The sequence below is a fragment of the Bradyrhizobium sp. PRIMUS42 genome (genome assembly GCF_023006515.1).
In the GTDB taxonomy this organism is placed as follows: Bacteria; Pseudomonadota; Alphaproteobacteria; order Rhizobiales; family Xanthobacteraceae; genus Bradyrhizobium.
Window position 1 is genome coordinate 1 of record NZ_JALBGZ010000022.1, and the last position, 16,394, is coordinate 16,394.

Sequence of the window (16,394 nt, forward strand, 5' to 3'; positions counted from 1 at the left end):
GCCTGCGCTGCTGACGGCGGCGGCCGCGGCGACGGTCTGCGAAAGCAGGGCCCCCGACGTGATGATCGCCGGAGCGGCGAGCGCGGCGCGTTTCTCTTCCTCAAACCGCTCGCTGAAGAAGGTAGTGGCAAATACCTTGTCCCAACACTTGAGCGCACGCTCGCGCGTGCAGTCGGCGTCGAAGACAGGCTGCAGGTTGTCTATCGCCTCGGTGAGCTTGTCGCGGAAGCAGCGTGCGCGCGCGTCATCGGAACCGCTCGTGACGTAGTCGCCGGGCGTGACGGGATGTTTGACTTGCAGATCCCAGTTGAGCCGGCGCTTGATATCGACCATCGTGTCGTAGAGAGACCGGTCCTCCCGCTCGTTGTGGCGGAAACGCTCGACCGTCAGTACCGAGATGCCAAACCCGCTGAGGATGCCGCCTCGCCAACTGTCGCGGCTGCGTGCATATTTCTTCAGACCGCGATTGATCCGGCGGAGCTGAATGCCATCGGCCGACTTCTTCCGCTCGGCTTCGTACCAATCCGACACGTCCCGTGCATCGGAGCGCCTCCAGCCACTGCTCGCCGCCAGCTCGTAGTGGACCACGTCACCGAGAACGGTCGACGTCACTACACGCCGATAGACGGGTAGATCGACATGATACCCCTTTTCATAATACACGCGCACGCAATTCGACCGAACCTCCGGCGGCTTCTTGAACTTGCCGTCATCGACGGCGTCGCGGACCATCTGCCGCGCCTGAAGCGAGGTCATCTCCGCCCCGCGATCTCCGACCAGGTCTTCCTTCCGAAAGTAGACGCCGTCGTCGATGTCGTAGTCGTTGTCGGGATCACGCGTCATCGTCTTCATGGCATAGCTGCCCTGCTTGACGAACTCGAGTGGCGCCGGCTTGCCTGCATCGGCAAGCCCGTTACGCAACCGGGTACGGTTCGCATTGCGTCGGTCGCGCATCGCATCCTGCTCGCTCTTCGGCAGGGTCACTTCCTGATCGTGATATGCACGAACATCCTTGGAGCAGTCGAACATCCCCTATCCTTTCTGGCAGGAGGTTGCGGAACGGTCCCATACCGCCCCGGTTTCCGGCATCGCCGGCAATTCGCTCATGAGGCGTCGGATCATCCGGCCATCCTCACTGTTCGGATCGTCACAAGCACTCTTGGTCAGATCGGCATCGTTGTGCGCCTGGCCGATCAAGCGATCCATCGCCTCCGGCCGCGTGTCGTCGAGCGCCAGGAAAGGCATCATGCTCGCCGGCACCGGCTTATTCGGAAACCGCACTCTTCGGATGGGACGCCCGCAATTGCTGATGGCGTTCGCCAACAGCCGGGCCATGTGGTCGAACGCGAATTCCTGCGCCGATATGCTGAGCGGCGCCACGTCGGCGCCAAGCGTCCAGTCCAGCATCGATCGATGGGCGCTCTCCGCGTCGAGGTGGTCTCCTTCAGGCCGTGGACAGGTTCCCAGCGAGAAGATTTCGATCGGGCGGTCCGATGCCGCGATCGTAAGCGCATCGACGAGTCCGACCATGATCGGGTTATTTGCCCACAGCCCACCGTCCGCGAACACTTGTTGCGGTCCACCCGGTGTGTTCGGATCGTCGATGGCGGCGAGCGAGCGATAGATCGGCGCCGCGGAGCTCGCCATGCACACATCGACCAGAGGGTAATGGTCGTCGCGGGGGCCGCTCTTCGGCGTCTTCTTGAACACCCAGGCGCGGTGGTCGCTCATCAACACGGCGGGAATGGACAGGGAGATGCCCCGGCGGTCGAAGACATCTTGCATGGTCGCGTCGCCGAGCACGGCTTGCAGCGCGCTACGAAGCGCCTTGTCGCCCTCGCGGACGAACCGGTTGCCTTGCGTGGCCCGATAGACCGCGCTGGCCTTCCCTGAAATCCGATGCGGGAAGATCTTCGGTCCATGGTCACGATAGAGCTGCACCACCTCGGCCATCGGCCGGCCGACCGCAAGAGCGCAACCGACGATCGCTCCGGTGCTGGTGCCGGTGATCAGATCGAACCCACGGCCGAGATCGAGGGCGGCCTTTCCCCTAATGCGAGCAAACTGGCCGGTGAGGCGCGCCAAAAACGCGCCGGTGTAAATGCCCCGCATTCCGCCGCCATCGAGACTTAGAACCCGGTACGACCGCGTAACCTGTTGATGTTCTTCAGGTGTTCCCACCTACTCGACCCCGTTCCATGTTGGACGCGGTTGCTATATGCTCCGGGTCCGTCCATAAGATATGGTGGCGGGATCTTCATCCGTCAAGTAACTAGACGCGATTTGGCGGCGTGAATCGGCTTTATTGGAGGATAATATGGTGGACGACGGCGATCAATTGCGCTGGGGCGTCCGCCGGCGCCTCGAATTCATCGATTTCCGCCTCTTCTGGGACGGCCGCTTCAATCGGAGCGACCTCGCGAACACATTCGGCATTTCGGCACAGCAGGCGTCGGCCGACATCGCCCAGTACGAGAAGTTCGCGCCCCAAAACTTGAGCTATGACCGGGCGGAGAAGGCATACACCCGCTCGGACGCGTTCTCGCCCGTCTTCATCGGCGAGACCATTGAGCGCTACCTGCTGCAACTGGTCGCAATCGAGAATCATTGGATGCGGCCAGAGGACACCTGGTTCGACACCATCCCACCTGTGGAAGTTCTTACGCTGGGCCGACGATCGACCGATCCGACCGTGCTGCTTCGTGTCCTGGACGCCATCCGCAAAAAATTGGAAATCGATATCGACTACGCGTCACTGACGGGCTCGATACAACCGGCGCGAACGATCACCCCTCACGCGCTTTCACATAGCGCCGGCCGTTGGTACGTCCGCGCCTGGTCGCGGGATCACAATGATTTTCGCGACTACAACCTCAACAGAATTCTGTCCGTGTCCGCTCGTCGGCCGGCTTCGATCGACGCGGCTTTGGATTTCGAGTGGGTTCATATCATCAATCTGGTCATAGTTCCGAACCCTGAGCTGCCAGCCGAACTCCAAGCCCGCGTTGCCGCGGAACATGACATGACAGACGGCCGCCTCGTTCGGCCGTGTCGTCTCAGTCTCAGCTTCTACCTCATGAGCGAATATAATCTGGATGTCGCGCCCGGCGTCTTGATCGCGCAAAAACAGCAGATAATTCTACAAAACAAAGACGAGGTGACTCAAGCTCGAGCACTGGCACGAAAGATGTCGATCGAAGCGCTCGCTAGAAATTCACCATCGCGGCCTTCGGCATGATCCAACATAGATCTCAGTTCCTCCAATCTTTCACGCTTTGTCGGCCATGGCGGTAGTAGCAACATTGCTTTTCGGAAGCCTCGCACGCGCGGATCACTCTGAAGGATCCGACACCGATCTTCTCATGGTGAGCCTCGATAAGGACACTCGTCACGTTTCTGTGGGCCACCTTTCGCTGTTTTTGTATCCATGGCCTCAACTGCAGCAGGACGCGCGCGAGGGCGATCTGTTCGTCTGCCACCTGGTGCGGGAAGCAAAACCGCTCATCGATCCTGACAATTACCTCGCCAAGCTGCAGTCTGCCTTCCGATTCCGATCAAGCTATCAGAGTGAGATCGATCGAGCCGTTGATTTTGGGATGTATCTCGCCCGATTCGGAGACGAACTGAATTCAACGCTGCTGACTAAGCGAGCGCTGTGGTGTATCCGAACGATCCTCATCGCTCGAAGCGCCGAACGTCGCGATCCTGTTTTTGCACCCCAACGCCTCGCCGAGGAAACCGGATCCGCCGCAGCGCGAGAACTTCTTACAAACCGGCATATCCATCACGAGCGTGCGGCGGTCCAACGACGCCTTCGTAGTTTTCTCAAAGAAGAAGCACATCCTAGCCGATTTCTTGAGACCGCCGATCGCGACATTTTCAGGGAGATGTTTGACGCGACCTCGAACAGGGTAGCGTTGCAGACGCTGCGGCAAGATGAAAACAGCCGCTACTGATTTCCGACGGATTGTCGGAGAAAACAGATGTCTCGAGCGGACCGGCGCGCCGGCAAAATTCAGCGCGATAATTCGAAATGCCCCAAGGTCTGCCGGCTCGTGAAGTAATTTCCGCTCCACCTCTGAGTGCGACTATTCGACAGCCTTAGTATCGCGGACCCTTCGTACGAACCGCCGCCGCCCTGTCCTATGTTCTTGGGAATCACGCGATACACGTAATACAAAATGGGTCTTCCCGACTCGGGATCCCTCTTCGGCTGCACGATCAGAGTTTCCGAATCCGAATCGCGGGCGAAGACTTCCATGCTAATTCGCAGCAGATCTTGCTTGATGTGAGCTCTGGCGGGCACGGTCCCGCTCGTTCCGGCGCCTTGCCAATGGATCGTCATCTTCCATTCGCCATTTAGGTCGGGAAAGACCCATCTATCAAGAACGGGAAATACCGACCATATCCGCTTCCAACCAACGGTTACCAATAAGAGAAGCAAGAGGTTCAACCCCGTAGCTCCCGAAAGCGCTATTCCGACGCTCGATCGAAGAGTCGTTTCGCTGCCGAATTGCCAATCGAGGGCGACGATGGCGGCCACGCAAACGCCGTAGAATACGGCGATCGCGCCGATCACCCGAGTGATGGGAAGAATGGTAATCACCCCAAGTCCTCGAAGATTGCTTCTTTGGCCGAGCGAAAAACGGCAATCCCGAATCCCTCACTGGCTATTCCCGACGCAATCACCCCTGGCATCGCCGATCCGAAGAGAGCTGCCAAATAACGCCCTCCAAAACGTTTGGACCTGTCGATTTGGGCATGTGCAACGATCGGGGGAGAAAAGTATTGGGCCACTCTCGTCAATTCCCAGTCCGACGACAGAATATGGAACCCATCGTGATGGGCGCTTCTGCGCGATGCAATAGCAATCAATCGCCGCACTAAATCGTTCGTGTCGCGTTGTTCGGGGGTATTCGACAACGGCACTAGCGGTAATTGCTCTGGCGAGTCGCAGACGACGAGACCTATACCCGAAAAGTCGGCTGTCCTTTGTCGGACCACCGCCCGGAGTATCTCAAGCAATCCTTCGACCGAGAGGCGGGGGTCAGGCAGCACCATCTTATCCGGGCATGATCGCATTGGAATTGCTCCTTCCAAAGCAGATTCCTCGGCACGAGTTAAGCGGATTCCCGACGATCGGCACTGGCCGATCCGTTCCACCTCCTGCGATGGCTGCGCCATCGTCCTCGCTTAGACCCCAATAGGGCGGCGCCACGGTCGAGGCCACGAATTCCAATGTCGTTTTCCTACTTGCTTCTTCCGCGTCGCCACTGGTTAGTCGACAATTACGATCCGCAGTGAAAATCATCTCTGGCGCGCGACTTTTAAGCGCTGATCCAACGCTCGGGCTTGTTTCGTGGCTGCATTTATTCCCAGGCGCCGCGGTCGGGGCTCCAGCGACCGTTCGCTCCCTCCGGCAAACCAAGGGCGGCGAGTACCGGCTCGAAGAAGCGCCTCAGCTCCATCAGTAACTCATCGAAGGGCGGTGGCGGCAGTGTCGGCGGGTTGCGGCGCAAAAAGCCTGTCCAGAGTGCCTGTTTGTCTGCCATCTGCGCGAATTGCGGCGTCAGCGCCACCGGCATCTCCGTCGGCGGGGTGGTCTCCCGCCTTTGCAGGGTGCCGGCGACGGCGTCGGCCAAGGTGGAGAGGTCGAAAGGGAAGGTACGCGCTGTGACCCAGATATCGTGGAAATCCTTGATCCTACCGTTCGCTTCGCCGAAGCGGATCATCGCTTCGAATTTCTCCGCCACGACCGTCTCGGGCGGATACATCAGGACGTCCGCCGCAGGCAGATCGGACAGCAGGCTTGGGAAATTCTTGCGGCTGGGCGCCGGATAGACGCGATCGCCAAAGCCGATGTCCACTTGGACAGGAATGATAGCGGAGCCCAGGCGGCCACTAAGGGTCAATCTAACTCCTTGGTATTTTTCTTCCTCGCGGACTGCCTCCACCTGCAAAGTGGATGGATCAAAGATGATGCCGTCGGCCAGCACATCGACCTGGCAGATACGGGTGAAGAGTTCGGTGATGGTGCCAGGGTCGGGATCTCCACGGCCAAGAAGGTCGAGATCACCGGTTGGCCGGAAGACATGTTCCGGCCAAGTCACGAAGAGCATGGCACCCTTAAGGATATATTCCTCCCGCGCTTCAGTCTGACTCAGTCGGAAAAGCAACCGCTCGATCGCGTAACGCGTGAGGATTCGCTGATAATCGTCGCCATGTGTTTTGGCATGATTGAGCAGGCGCTGGCGGATCGAGGCGCTGGGGTTTTTGAGAGGCTTGGGTGTCATTGCAGCGCTTTCAGATAGGGACGGATACGCTCAGCCACGCGATCGATGTCGGCGTAACGCATAATCTCGGTGACGGTCGTCTTCCGCATGCGGAGCGCATCGCGCAGTGCCTCGATGGCGACATCTTCGCCGATGTGTCGTCGATGCTTGAAGCAATCGGCGATGGTCTTCGCCACGCCGTAGATCGGAACGTCGACGCCTTCGACCTGCACATGCTCGACACCAGCCGTCAGTACCTCGCCGGTGGCGCGGACGATCTCCAGCGACAGGCCATCGGCCTTCGGGGTCCTGGCCTTGTGGGGTATCGTTAGCCAGACGGCGTGAGGGAGTTGGGTCGTCAATCCATGGTGGCGCAGCGCGCTCGCGAGGCTGACGACGCCATTGGGAACAGCCCTGGCGGCCTCGGCAAGATTATGGGCGATGTCCGCTCCGACGCGTTCCGGATCCTGGTAGAGTCCCCTTCCGAGCCGAACGAGCTCCCCGCTGTCCGTCAGGCGCTTCAGGTAGATCAGTGGAATGCCCGCTGCCTTGAAGTCGCGTGCGCGGGCGATGCCTCGATCCTGGATCAGGCTGAGAGCGCGCTCGCGATGATTTATATGACGCTTCGCCATATTGTTATCTTTTGTCGGCAAATTTTTAAACTTGCCGTCGATAAAGAACATTTGTGGAATCGCAACTGACGTCATATATTTCGTATGACATGCCGCCGTCCAGCCCCAATATCGAACTGACCCCAAAGCACGTCCGCGCTGCGCGGGCACTCTTGGCTTGGTCCCAGCAGGATCTCGCCAAAAACGCAGGCGTAGCGACCTCGACGATAGCCGACTTTGAGCGGGGCCGACGCACGCCAGTGGCAAATAACGCCCAAGCTATCCGCGACGCGCTGGAGATCGCTGGCATCAACTTCTTGCCGACTGGCGCGGTGATCGGGCCTCCGATCCCCCGCATCGCCAAGTCCGAACGTCCAGGCGCCCCAATCCGCTGGGTGGATGCCGAAGACCTGGCCGTCTGGGCTGATCGTCTGGACGGCGCAGCGAGCCTCCCAACTTTGCTTGCCCATCTCATCCGCGCCACCTACGGGCCTGCGGTCGAGCTCCGCTTTCCATCGGACGAAGGCATCCGACATCCCGGCTGGGACGGTCGCACCATCGCCGAGCAAGGAGGCGCTTACGTGCCGCAAGGCGAGGCCGGCTGGGAAATTGGCAGCCAGCGCGGAGGGATCGCGCAAAAGGCGACTGAAGATTACAAGAAAAGGACAGCCAAGCCTTCACCGCTGGAGCCGGCGACTTCCACCTACATTTTTGTCACGCCCCGTCATTGGCCTAAGAAGAGTGAATGGGCCGAGGCCCGAGAGATCGAGGGGCCTTGGCGCGCTGTCCGGGTCTATGACGCCGACGACCTCGTCCACTGGATCGAGCAGGCACCTGCCGTCGGATTGTGGCTGGCTACGCGTCTCAATAAGCGGCCGCCTGGCACGCGTCAGCTCGAAGAGGTCTGGGAAGAATGGTCGCTGGCCACGCAGTGGCCGCTGACCGAGGATCTGGTTCTGAGCGACCGGGACGAGGACGCTGCCGAAGTTCTGCGCTGGCTCCGCGGTGAGCCGTCGGTCCTCTCCATCCAGGCAACCACGACCGAGGAAGCTGCCGCCTTCTTCTACGCCACTTTGAATACACTGCCGAACGAGGCGGCCGCCCACTACCGGGCCCGATGCCTCGTCGTAACCGACGCCGCGGCCGCTCGTGCACTTGCGAACGCGCCCGCGCCGTTGATCCTCGTACTCATGGAGCCCAACCCAGGGCTCGCGCGCAGTCTGACGGAGCGCGGACATTTCATATTGCAGACGTACGATGATCGCCCGGCGACGCCCGGCGAGATCAGGAAGCTGGCGCGCCCTTCTCGCGAAGGCATTGCCAGCGCACTGATTGACGCCGGTATCGCGGAGGCGCGTGCGCAGGGGTTGGCGCGCGATAGCGCCCGCAATCTCGCCGTTCTCCGAAGACTGATTCCGATCGCGCCGGGGCACCTTCCGAGCTGGGCGGAAAAGGCGCCGCCGCGCGCCCTGCTCGCGGCGCTGCTCGCTGGAGGATGGGATGACGAGTCCGAGGCGGACAAGGCCAAGCTTTCCCAATTGGCCGCTGAACCTTATGACGATGTCGTCGGCGAACTCGCTCGATATGTCGGCGAGTTCGACAGTCCGCTGCGTAAGATCGGCTCGACCTGGCGGGTTGCCTCGCCTCCCGACGCGTGGCTCCTTCTGGCACAATATCTAACCGCGGCCGACGTCGCCCGTTTTGAGGCGACGGCGAATGAGATTCTAGGCTCGGTCGATCCTCGTTACGACCTAGACCCGGATGACCGCTGGATGGCTTCAGTCCGTGGGGTTCGTCCAGCCTATTCCGGACTGCTGCGCCATGGTGTCGGCGAAGTGCTAATTCTGCTTGCTCTGTGGGGCGACAAGATTCGAACAATGCCGAACGCTCATCGGCGCGCGGACGCTATCGTCCGCAAACTGCTGAAGGACGCCGACAAACGACGGTGGTGGTCGCTCTCGCGGGATTTGCGACTCCTCGCGGAGGCCTCGCCGAACGCCTTCCTCACGGCCATCGAAGACAGCCTCGATCAGAATGATCCACCGATCCGCGCTCTGTTTGGAACAGACGAGGGCAGCCCGATCGGAACAGAGCACCTATCTGGCCTGCTCTGGGCGCTCGAAGCGCTGGCCTGGTCGCCGGAGCTTCTGCCGCAAGTGACGCTGGTCCTGGCCAGATTGGATGCCATCGACAACCCGCCCGGTCGCTACATGAACCGTCCGGCTAACAGCCTTCGCCAAATCCACCTGCTGTGGTCGCCGCAAACTTACGCGCCCCTGGATCAGCGCTTGCGCGCTCTGGACCTGACTCGCAAACGCGAGAGCGATGCAGCCTGGAAGCTGATGCTGAACGTGCTGCCCCGGGGGCACGATACATCCAGTCCTTCGCCGGACCCGCGCTGGCGAGACTTTACGGTCGACAAGCTGGAGGCTGTAACCTGGCCGCTCATCGCGCGCGGCGCCAACGCCATCAGCGAGCGCATCCTGGCGGACGTTGGTCTGCACGTTCCGCGATGGCTAAATCTGCTGGAACGGTTCGCCGACATAGCACCGGATCGCAATGCAGCCATAGACCTCCTGGACAAGGCAGAGCGGCAGATCAAACCCCACTTGGAGCGGTCCGAGCTGTGGACAGGCCTACGCAATTTGCTTCACCATCATCGACAGTTTCCCGATGCCGATTGGTCGCTTCCCGCAGCGGAGCTTGATCGACTCGCGACCATCTATGACCGACTGGCTCCCTCCGATCCGCTCGAGCGGGTGGCGTGGCTATTCGAACAGTCGGTGAGCCTGCCGGACCCGTCGCATCAGGGCTGGCAGGCCAACGAGCGCCAGGTCGATGAATCGCGACGCCAGGCAGCAAGGAACGTCTTCTCCGCACAAGGCATCGACGGAATCCTCGGGCTGGCTCGTCTTGTGTCGACTGCCGGCTACATTGGCAAAGCACTTTTCGAAGTCGGCCTTGATGAGCCGGACGTCGATCAACTCCTAGAAGCGTGCCTGCGCAGCGACGATCCGCGCGAGCGCGACGTTGCTCACGGCCTGATCATCTCACTATTCCGAGATCGAAAAGAGCCTTGGGCCGCTGCGCTCATCGCCCAAGCGCGCAAGAAGCATTGGGGAGATACCGCGCTGCTCACCATCCTACGCGCGTTGCCCCAGCAGCGTTGGACCTGGGACCAGGTAGCGCACGCCGGCGAGGCGATTGAGCAGGCATATTGGCAACGTGCGCCAATCCTCTGGATAGACGAAAACGATCAGGCTGCCGCCTTCGCGGTGCGCAAGCTGATCGCTGTTGGCCGAGCACGACATGCCGTGCACCTTGCGGGGCGCGATCAGCAACGTCGTCTGCCAACCGAGCTCTTGATGACCATACTGACCGAGGCAATAAAGCAGCCCATCGAGGGGAACAGCGACGGCAACGAAGCGACGATGTTCCAGCATCATGTTATCGAAATTCTCAATTGGCTGGAAGCAGAGGTACCGACGGAGACGCTCGCTCGACTGGAATGGGCCTATCTACCATTGCTCCAGCATTCCCGGAGGCAGCCAAAGGCTTTGCTCACGGCACTCTCCGAACAACCGTCACTCTTTATCGAAATGCTGCGCGCAATCTTTAGGCCTAGCGAGGATAGCGGCGTGGTGGAGCCCGAACAGACCGACCCGGAACGAGCACAAGCCGTAGCCACGCAGGCCTTTCGACTGCTCGAACTTTGGAACCGACTTCCAGGGACCCGCGACAATGGCACGATCGACTCGCGCGCGCTGAAGGCTTGGATCAAAGAGGCGCGTTCACTCGCCAAAGCCGCCGGACGAGGCGACATCGCAGACAGCCGTATCGGCACTATGCTCTCAGCTTCGCCGACTGGCGTTGACGGCATTTGGCCAGCCGAGGCGGTACGGGAGGTCATCGACGAATTCGACAGTAAGCCGATGATCGACGGCTTTTGGATCGGTAGACGAAATAGGCGCGGCATTACTTCACGCATGCCACGGGATGGTGGTAAGCTGGAGCGGGATCAGGCAGCGAACTACCGCAAATTCGCTGCCGCCCTCGCCTATGAATACCCTCGCACCGCGAAGGCTCTCGACGGCCTGGCGGAAAGTTACGAGGAAGAGGCGCGCCACCACGACGACCACGCCGAGCGGCTCGACTGGGAGCCCTAAACTCGGTGCGCTAAGCAGCCGGATGATAGCGAATTTTAGGTACGTTCAATGACACTGTTGTCGCCGCATTGCGGACGCTGTCCGACATTGGGCGCGCGCTCGGCACCTTGGCCCTACAAAGCCATCGTTATTCTTGCGCGGTTCGCCAGCTAACCTACGCCGGCGGAACGCAATGCGAAGCACGACGCTGCCGTAGGCGGCAAGTATTCCGGTGAGGGCCGCATCTGATTCGGGTGGACGTCGAATTGCTCCGCCAGCTTGGCAGCTTGCGATCACTTGATGGAGGCGATTCGCCACTTCCAGGCAAAAATTCCACTTATCGTCCTGTGCAGATTTCCGGAGCCGGCTCGCGCTGCCCGGAAGGTACCGCCTGCGCGGCCGCCGGTCCTTTGGATAGACTTGTCAGCGACTCCCGTCGCCCGCGGGAATGCAAGACGAACCACCGTCCAAATGATCTCCAACAAAGCGCCTCGCCAGTTCTCCACCGAATCGTTGTGCCCGCGCCTTTACTATTTCCGAATTGCGGACAAGACTTTTTCGCGAGTAACGAGGAGTACCCCGATGCGAAAAAAGATCCTGAAACTTGCCGGCATCGTGCTGGAATCGGGCATTGAGACCGCCGGCTCGAAGAAATCAATGCGACTGTGCTGGGCCGCTTTGTCGACGCTCATGGCGGTGGCTGCATTTTCGGAGCCGACGCAGGCCCAGCAAGTATTGTGTGCGAGCTTCGCGATTGGTTCGGTGCCGCTTATGCTTGCACCCGATTTCGTCTCGTCCTAGCTAGCTAAGCGAGCGTCCCTCAGCGAGCAAACGACTTCCCTGCGCAGCAAGGCCGTGGCTTGCTCGCCCGCGCTCGCCGATCTTCGCGCGGCTCTAGAAGAGGTTGAGCAAGGGAGCATCGTGCAGATGCGGCCAGCGCGACGCGCCGTCACCGGCGCAATCATCTCGTCCGCTCATCATCTCGCTTGCGATCGCGTAGGTCAACGTCGTCCCCCTGCTCTGCCCCGCGGCGCCGGCTACTAGCAAGCTCGGAAAGCTCGTTCTTCAGCGCATGCCGGCGGGTTTCGACGGTAGGCATGTCGTTGACGAATTGCCGAACTTGGCGAGCTAACTCCTGATCTGCTGGAACGCTAGAGCGCTGTAGCTCGGTGGCATACTCGAGATACCGCCGCCTGATCGTGTCCTGGCGTGACTTAATCTGTTCGTCCCAAGGATGCTTGGCAGTCTTGCCGCTCCTCACCTCCGAAAGGACCTCCTTACGCGCGAGCCGGTCGACATCGGGCGTGATTTTTCGCTTGCGCATAGCGAGGACCGCCCCACGGTCGCCCTTTCGAACCCGTCCGCGGGTTCGCCGCGGCGTTGCCTCTGCCGCGATCCCTCGAAGCCGAAGTTCGCCAGCGAACCTTTCCCGCCACGCCTGAAGATCCGCCTTGCGGGGGTTAAGGCGCTTGCCGTCCTGGCCCAGCGACCGAACGGTCAAGTGCACATGGGGATGCTTGTCATCGAGGTGCTGGACGAAGACGTAGTCGTGATTGTAGCCGAACGTCTCGACGGCAAATGCCCGGGCTGAATCCTTGACTGCGGTGGCATCGGTGCCAGCCGGCATCGACAGAATGATGTTAATCGATAGCGACCCATCGCGGCGCCGCTTGTTGTCGAGAACAGAATCATCCTCCCATCGCTGCTGCAGATCCTTCAATCCGGAACGGCCAGCCATCGTGGCGCCCTGCTCCGTTTCCGCATCGAGCTCGCCGTTTCGCGTGATGTATGCAAGGTGCGACTTGAGATGCGCCACGCCCTTGGTGCGACCGGTGATCTTGACCATCACCTCTGGTGCTCGGCGCACGATGCGTTCGAGCTTCGCACGCATCGCCGGCGTAAGGCGGCCGGGAGAGGCCGGATCGGGGATATCCCACTCCGCCCGCCGGGGGCGCCGATTGGGTGTTTCCCAGACGTACGAGATCGGTGGAAGTTCGGAGGCCAGGTCTGTCGGCCGCGGCGGATGGCGCCGACTCATCGCCATCCATCCCAATAATCCGCGTTGCCACTCAGCGCATTACGTAGTTGCGCGAGCTCTCTTTCGATGACCCGTTTGGCCTCTTGAATCGCTGCTGAATCGGGCTCAACCGCCCTGCCCTGCAGGACACTGGTGTTTGCTGCACGCGCGATCTGGTTGATGTTCCCCCCGATGCGGTTTAACTCGCGAACGATCGCACGGAGGGCCTCATGCTCGCTTGGGGAATGCTGCACTGGCGACCCCAATCGCGAGCGGACCAAGGCGACGATCCAGCCGGTTCGGGTCATTCCACGCCGATGGGAGACTTCCGCGAGCTGCCGCATCTCGCTCTCACGAAATCGCACCGTCACCTTCTCCGACCGCCCGACAGGCAACGCCAAGATACGCGGCGCTGGTGCGGCTAGTGCATCAGCGATGAGACGCCGCAGCAGCGCGGATTTGCCACCCTGGGTCGCTGCAAAAGCTGAGAACTCCGCCGCGACTTCGTCGGAGACGCGAAGCGAGATCAGAGCCATGCACTCCAATCCCAATCGCGATGTAATACATCGCTGGCGCGAAGCCTATCCTGCACTAGAAACCGCGAATTCTTCCACCCTCTCGATGTTGGTTCAAACCAACAGGCTCGGCATTCAAGCCTCCGGAGTTGCTGAAGGCGAGACCCACTCCAGGTGACGATCGATGCGAAGAATTCCTCTGGGAATGACGCAGCCGGCTCCACCCCCAGTGCTTGTACTCCACGAACACCGCGCGTGGAGATCGGCAACATTGGCACCGAGCATGTGGGCCGCGGCTTTCCAGCAGCCTCCGGCCTCTCTACAGCGCTGTGGGGGGCGCGTTCGGCCTCCGGCTGCTGCGCTAACGCGCCATCCTTCGGATGGGAAATCCGCTCCGCCGGCGCACCAACGGCAGCAGTGTTTCTGAGGAGGCAGTCTAAGACCAGCTTCATGCGAAAAGGATCTCTTCGATCGTGATGGTCGATGCTGGCACCTCTTCCGCTTCGTCTGCGCCATCCATCAGCAGCACGGCATGACGTGAGCCTTGAGGGGCTGGTCGATTGACCAGAAGACAGCCCGTGCGATCCTGGTGACGCACTCTGATCGTCGGTGATGGACTCATTCTCTCGTTTCGATGGACCGAAGAGTTCGAGCGCTTTTCTGCGCTCGGTGTTACTGGATCCGTCTCTGTCGATCGCGATGCCACCCGCGGGCGTCGTTCTGGTTGAGCTCCAGGGGTATCTTCCCCATCAGCATAAGAACCGCGGCCTTCAGTCCGAATTTTGCGAGCCAGTTGACGGGCGTGTGCATCGGTGAAGCTCTCCTGCGCTGCGCATATTGCTTCGACGGGGTTGGGTTGCTCACGCCAGGCCTGGTAGAGCTCATACACAGCACGGATTGATGAGCCGGCAAGCTTCGACCGGAGGAACTCCGGCATGCTCTGGACCGACGCGTAGCGAGACACCCAATCCTTGGGCTTGCCTAGCTTGCGCGAGATGTCAGCCTGGTTATCACCTTGCTCCAAGCGGTCCGCAATGAATGCCGCAATTTCGGGGGCGTTGAGGTCGTCGCGCTGGATATTCTCGATCATCTGAACATAGCGATCCGCAGAACCAGCGGCATGAACGAAAGCCGGGATGTCACGGAGCCCGGCGCGCTTGGCAGCGCGGTACCGCCTCGCACCCATGACGATCACGTACCGGCCTGCGTCGGTGGCTTGCCGCAGGACGATCGGTTGCAGCACGCCATGCTGAAGGACCGATTCCGCAAGCTCATCGAGCTTCTGTTCGTCGAAGCTGCGACGGGGCTGGCCTGGATCTTCGTCAATGTGATCGATGGAGATGGAAATCGGCTGCCCGATTGGGGCTGCCACGTCTTCCGCGGCGTCAATGAGCTGCTTAAAGCTGAGATCAAGCGCCATGTGCGGGCTCGTCCATCTGCGCGACGATCTTGGCGAGAACATCGCGGATTTCTCGACCAGCTTCCTGCGCAGAGCGGCGCTTCAACTTCCAGACAGGCAGGCGTTCCGCGACGGCCTCAGCGTAGCCGTCCCTTGCAACGATCTGACCCGGGAACACATATTTGCCAGCCTCTCGCAGGAGTTGCTCAAGATGCGTCCTTTGACGCGGCGATTTCGTGTTGAAGTTCGAGGGCAGCAGCCCGAGGAACTTCGTATCCTGGCGGCCATAGCGCCTCTGCACGCCGATCACGGTCTGCATCAGACCTTTGACCCCCTTGATCGAATAGTCTTCCAGATAGATGGGGGCCAGCACATGCGACGCCGCGACCAAACAACCGACACTGCGCAGTCCAAGTGATGGCGGCGTATCGATGACGCAGGCGTCGAACTGATCTGACGCGATAGCGAGGTTCTCTTGCAGAGTCGTGATGGCGGCGGCATTGCTGCGATCGAGATCAGTCAGCGAGCTATCGGCCGGCGCGAGCGTTAGGCCTTCGCCTTCACGAGAGACGACCCGTGTCCCCGGTTTGAACAGATCCGCGGCTAACGTTGACCCGGCGTAGTGCCTCAACGTATCGGACGCATTGCTCTGCGCATCTACGTCGATCATGAGAACGCGGAGATTCGCCTCCGCCATGAACCAAGCCAAATGCACAGCAAGCGTCGTCTTACCGACCCCGCCCTTTTGATTGTTGATGACAATGGTCTTCATCTTGAGGTCCGAAATGGGGCTAACGGCGCGAGGGTCATATCCTTGTCCACCATGTCCTGCGGGATGTTGGTTTGAACCAACAGACGATCGCGAATCCGATCACCGGAACAATCCCGAAATTCGTCCCGGGAATCCCCTGCCAGAAGAGTCAGGTCAGCCCATAGCCATCCGGAGGAGCAAATTCTGGCAAACGAGGCTGGGATCGTGCTCGTTGCTGGACTATTGCTGTCGACTCGGCCGCGAGAGGATCGTCACGCGATGCGCGGAGACCGCTTGCGGGCTCCGGGAGCGCCGCCGCGACGGCGCGAGTAGAGCCGTCCCCGGAGGGGCTCGCCCAAGCGTCCAGTGCTGCAAGAGTAGCCTCCCGGATGCGAATTCTTTTATGCGACAGCTTATCTGCATCGATGAGAAATGCATTCTACCGAGCAAGAGCCGTGTGGCCGGCTCAAGCTCGCCCACGACTGGCTGTTGCGATAAAGACTGCCGCAGTCGCAAGCTAGGCATTGCGCCGCGCGCGTCGTGACAGCGAAGTCGCCGTTGAGGAAAGATTTAGTCCGGCAAGGATGGAGGCAATTTCCGGCGGAATTGACCCATCGATAATAAGACTCGATCTGCCCGGTCGATTCATAAAACTCATTGGACGGCGCTTGCGAGGAAAGCAAG

Annotated in this window: 14 protein-coding genes; 4 read left to right on the plus strand and 10 right to left on the minus strand. The window is 60.5% G+C overall.

Translation table 11 applies throughout. The annotated features are described in order from the left end of the window. Together MOV75_RS04320 and MOV75_RS04325 are read right to left on the minus strand one after the other, a co-directional pair. A partial coding sequence (locus MOV75_RS04320; protein WP_247004970.1) for a cyclic GMP-AMP synthase DncV-like nucleotidyltransferase occupies nt 1-1,029 on the minus strand: 1,029 nt, incomplete at its 3' end. A gap of 3 nt (nt 1,030-1,032) precedes the next feature. Further along, nucleotides 1,033-2,181: a patatin-like phospholipase family protein gene (locus MOV75_RS04325; protein ID WP_309486925.1), complete on the minus strand. Its 1,149-nt coding sequence runs from the start codon at nt 2,179-2,181 to the stop codon at nt 1,033-1,035. Nucleotides 2,182-2,317: 136 nt separating this feature from the next. On the opposite strand from MOV75_RS04325, the gene MOV75_RS04330 reads away from it, so the two are divergent. Both MOV75_RS04330 and MOV75_RS04335 read left to right on the plus strand, forming a co-directional pair. After that, nucleotides 2,318-3,238, plus strand: coding sequence for a YafY family protein (locus MOV75_RS04330; protein ID WP_247004972.1), 921 nt, complete (start codon nt 2,318-2,320; stop codon nt 3,236-3,238). Nucleotides 3,239-3,362: 124 nt separating this feature from the next. Next, a complete protein-coding gene (locus MOV75_RS04335; protein ID WP_247004973.1) occupies nt 3,363-3,956 on the plus strand; it encodes a hypothetical protein in 594 nt (197 codons plus the stop codon). Nucleotides 3,957-4,015: 59 nt separating this feature from the next. Here MOV75_RS04335 and MOV75_RS04340 read toward each other — a convergent pair whose 3' ends face one another. The 4 genes from MOV75_RS04340 to MOV75_RS04355 all read right to left on the minus strand — a co-directional run bounded on the left by MOV75_RS04340 (nt 4,016) and on the right by MOV75_RS04355 (nt 6,955). After that, a complete protein-coding gene (locus tag MOV75_RS04340) occupies nt 4,016-4,606 on the minus strand; it encodes a hypothetical protein (RefSeq protein ID WP_247004974.1) in 591 nt (196 codons plus the stop codon). After that, complete coding sequence (locus MOV75_RS04345; RefSeq protein ID WP_247004975.1) at nt 4,603-5,184, minus strand: hypothetical protein; 582 nt, start codon at nt 5,182-5,184, stop codon at nt 4,603-4,605. Before MOV75_RS04345 ends, MOV75_RS04340 begins: the two co-directional genes overlap by 4 nt. Nucleotides 5,185-5,369: 185 nt before the next feature. Next, nucleotides 5,370-6,293, minus strand: coding sequence for a nucleotidyl transferase AbiEii/AbiGii toxin family protein (locus MOV75_RS04350; protein ID WP_247004976.1), 924 nt, complete (start codon nt 6,291-6,293; stop codon nt 5,370-5,372). After that, entirely contained in the window at nt 6,290-6,955 is a 666-nt protein-coding gene (locus tag MOV75_RS04355; protein ID WP_247004977.1) for a type IV toxin-antitoxin system AbiEi family antitoxin domain-containing protein, read from the minus strand. The genes MOV75_RS04350 and MOV75_RS04355 overlap by 4 nt, the downstream gene beginning before the upstream one ends. Nucleotides 6,956-6,957: 2 nt before the next feature. Here MOV75_RS04355 and MOV75_RS04360 point away from each other — a divergent pair, with 2 nt between their 5' ends. Beyond that, entirely contained in the window at nt 6,958-11,049 is a 4,092-nt protein-coding gene (locus tag MOV75_RS04360; protein WP_247004978.1) for a helix-turn-helix transcriptional regulator, read from the plus strand. A 561-nt stretch (nt 11,050-11,610) separates the two neighbouring features. Continuing rightward, nucleotides 11,611-11,829, plus strand: coding sequence for a hypothetical protein (locus MOV75_RS04365; protein ID WP_247004979.1), 219 nt, complete (start codon nt 11,611-11,613; stop codon nt 11,827-11,829). 160 nt (nt 11,830-11,989) lie between these two features. Here the strand turns inward: MOV75_RS04365 and MOV75_RS04370 are convergent, their stop codons facing one another. From MOV75_RS04370 to MOV75_RS04385, 4 genes are all read right to left on the minus strand, one after another. Next, on the minus strand, nt 11,990-13,066 hold the full coding sequence (locus tag MOV75_RS04370; protein ID WP_247004980.1) for a relaxase/mobilization nuclease domain-containing protein: 1,077 nt from the start codon (nt 13,064-13,066) through the stop codon (nt 11,990-11,992). After that, a complete protein-coding gene (locus MOV75_RS04375; protein WP_247004981.1) occupies nt 13,063-13,581 on the minus strand; it encodes a MobC family plasmid mobilization relaxosome protein in 519 nt (172 codons plus the stop codon). Before MOV75_RS04375 ends, MOV75_RS04370 begins: the two co-directional genes overlap by 4 nt. 427 nt (nt 13,582-14,008) lie before the next feature. Continuing rightward, a complete protein-coding gene (locus tag MOV75_RS04380) occupies nt 14,009-14,980 on the minus strand; it encodes a ParB/RepB/Spo0J family partition protein (protein WP_247004982.1) in 972 nt (323 codons plus the stop codon). Further along, on the minus strand, nt 14,970-15,731 hold the full coding sequence (locus MOV75_RS04385) for a ParA family protein (protein WP_247004983.1): 762 nt from the start codon (nt 15,729-15,731) through the stop codon (nt 14,970-14,972). Before MOV75_RS04385 ends, MOV75_RS04380 begins: the two co-directional genes overlap by 11 nt. Nucleotides 15,732-16,394 lie beyond the last annotated feature (663 nt).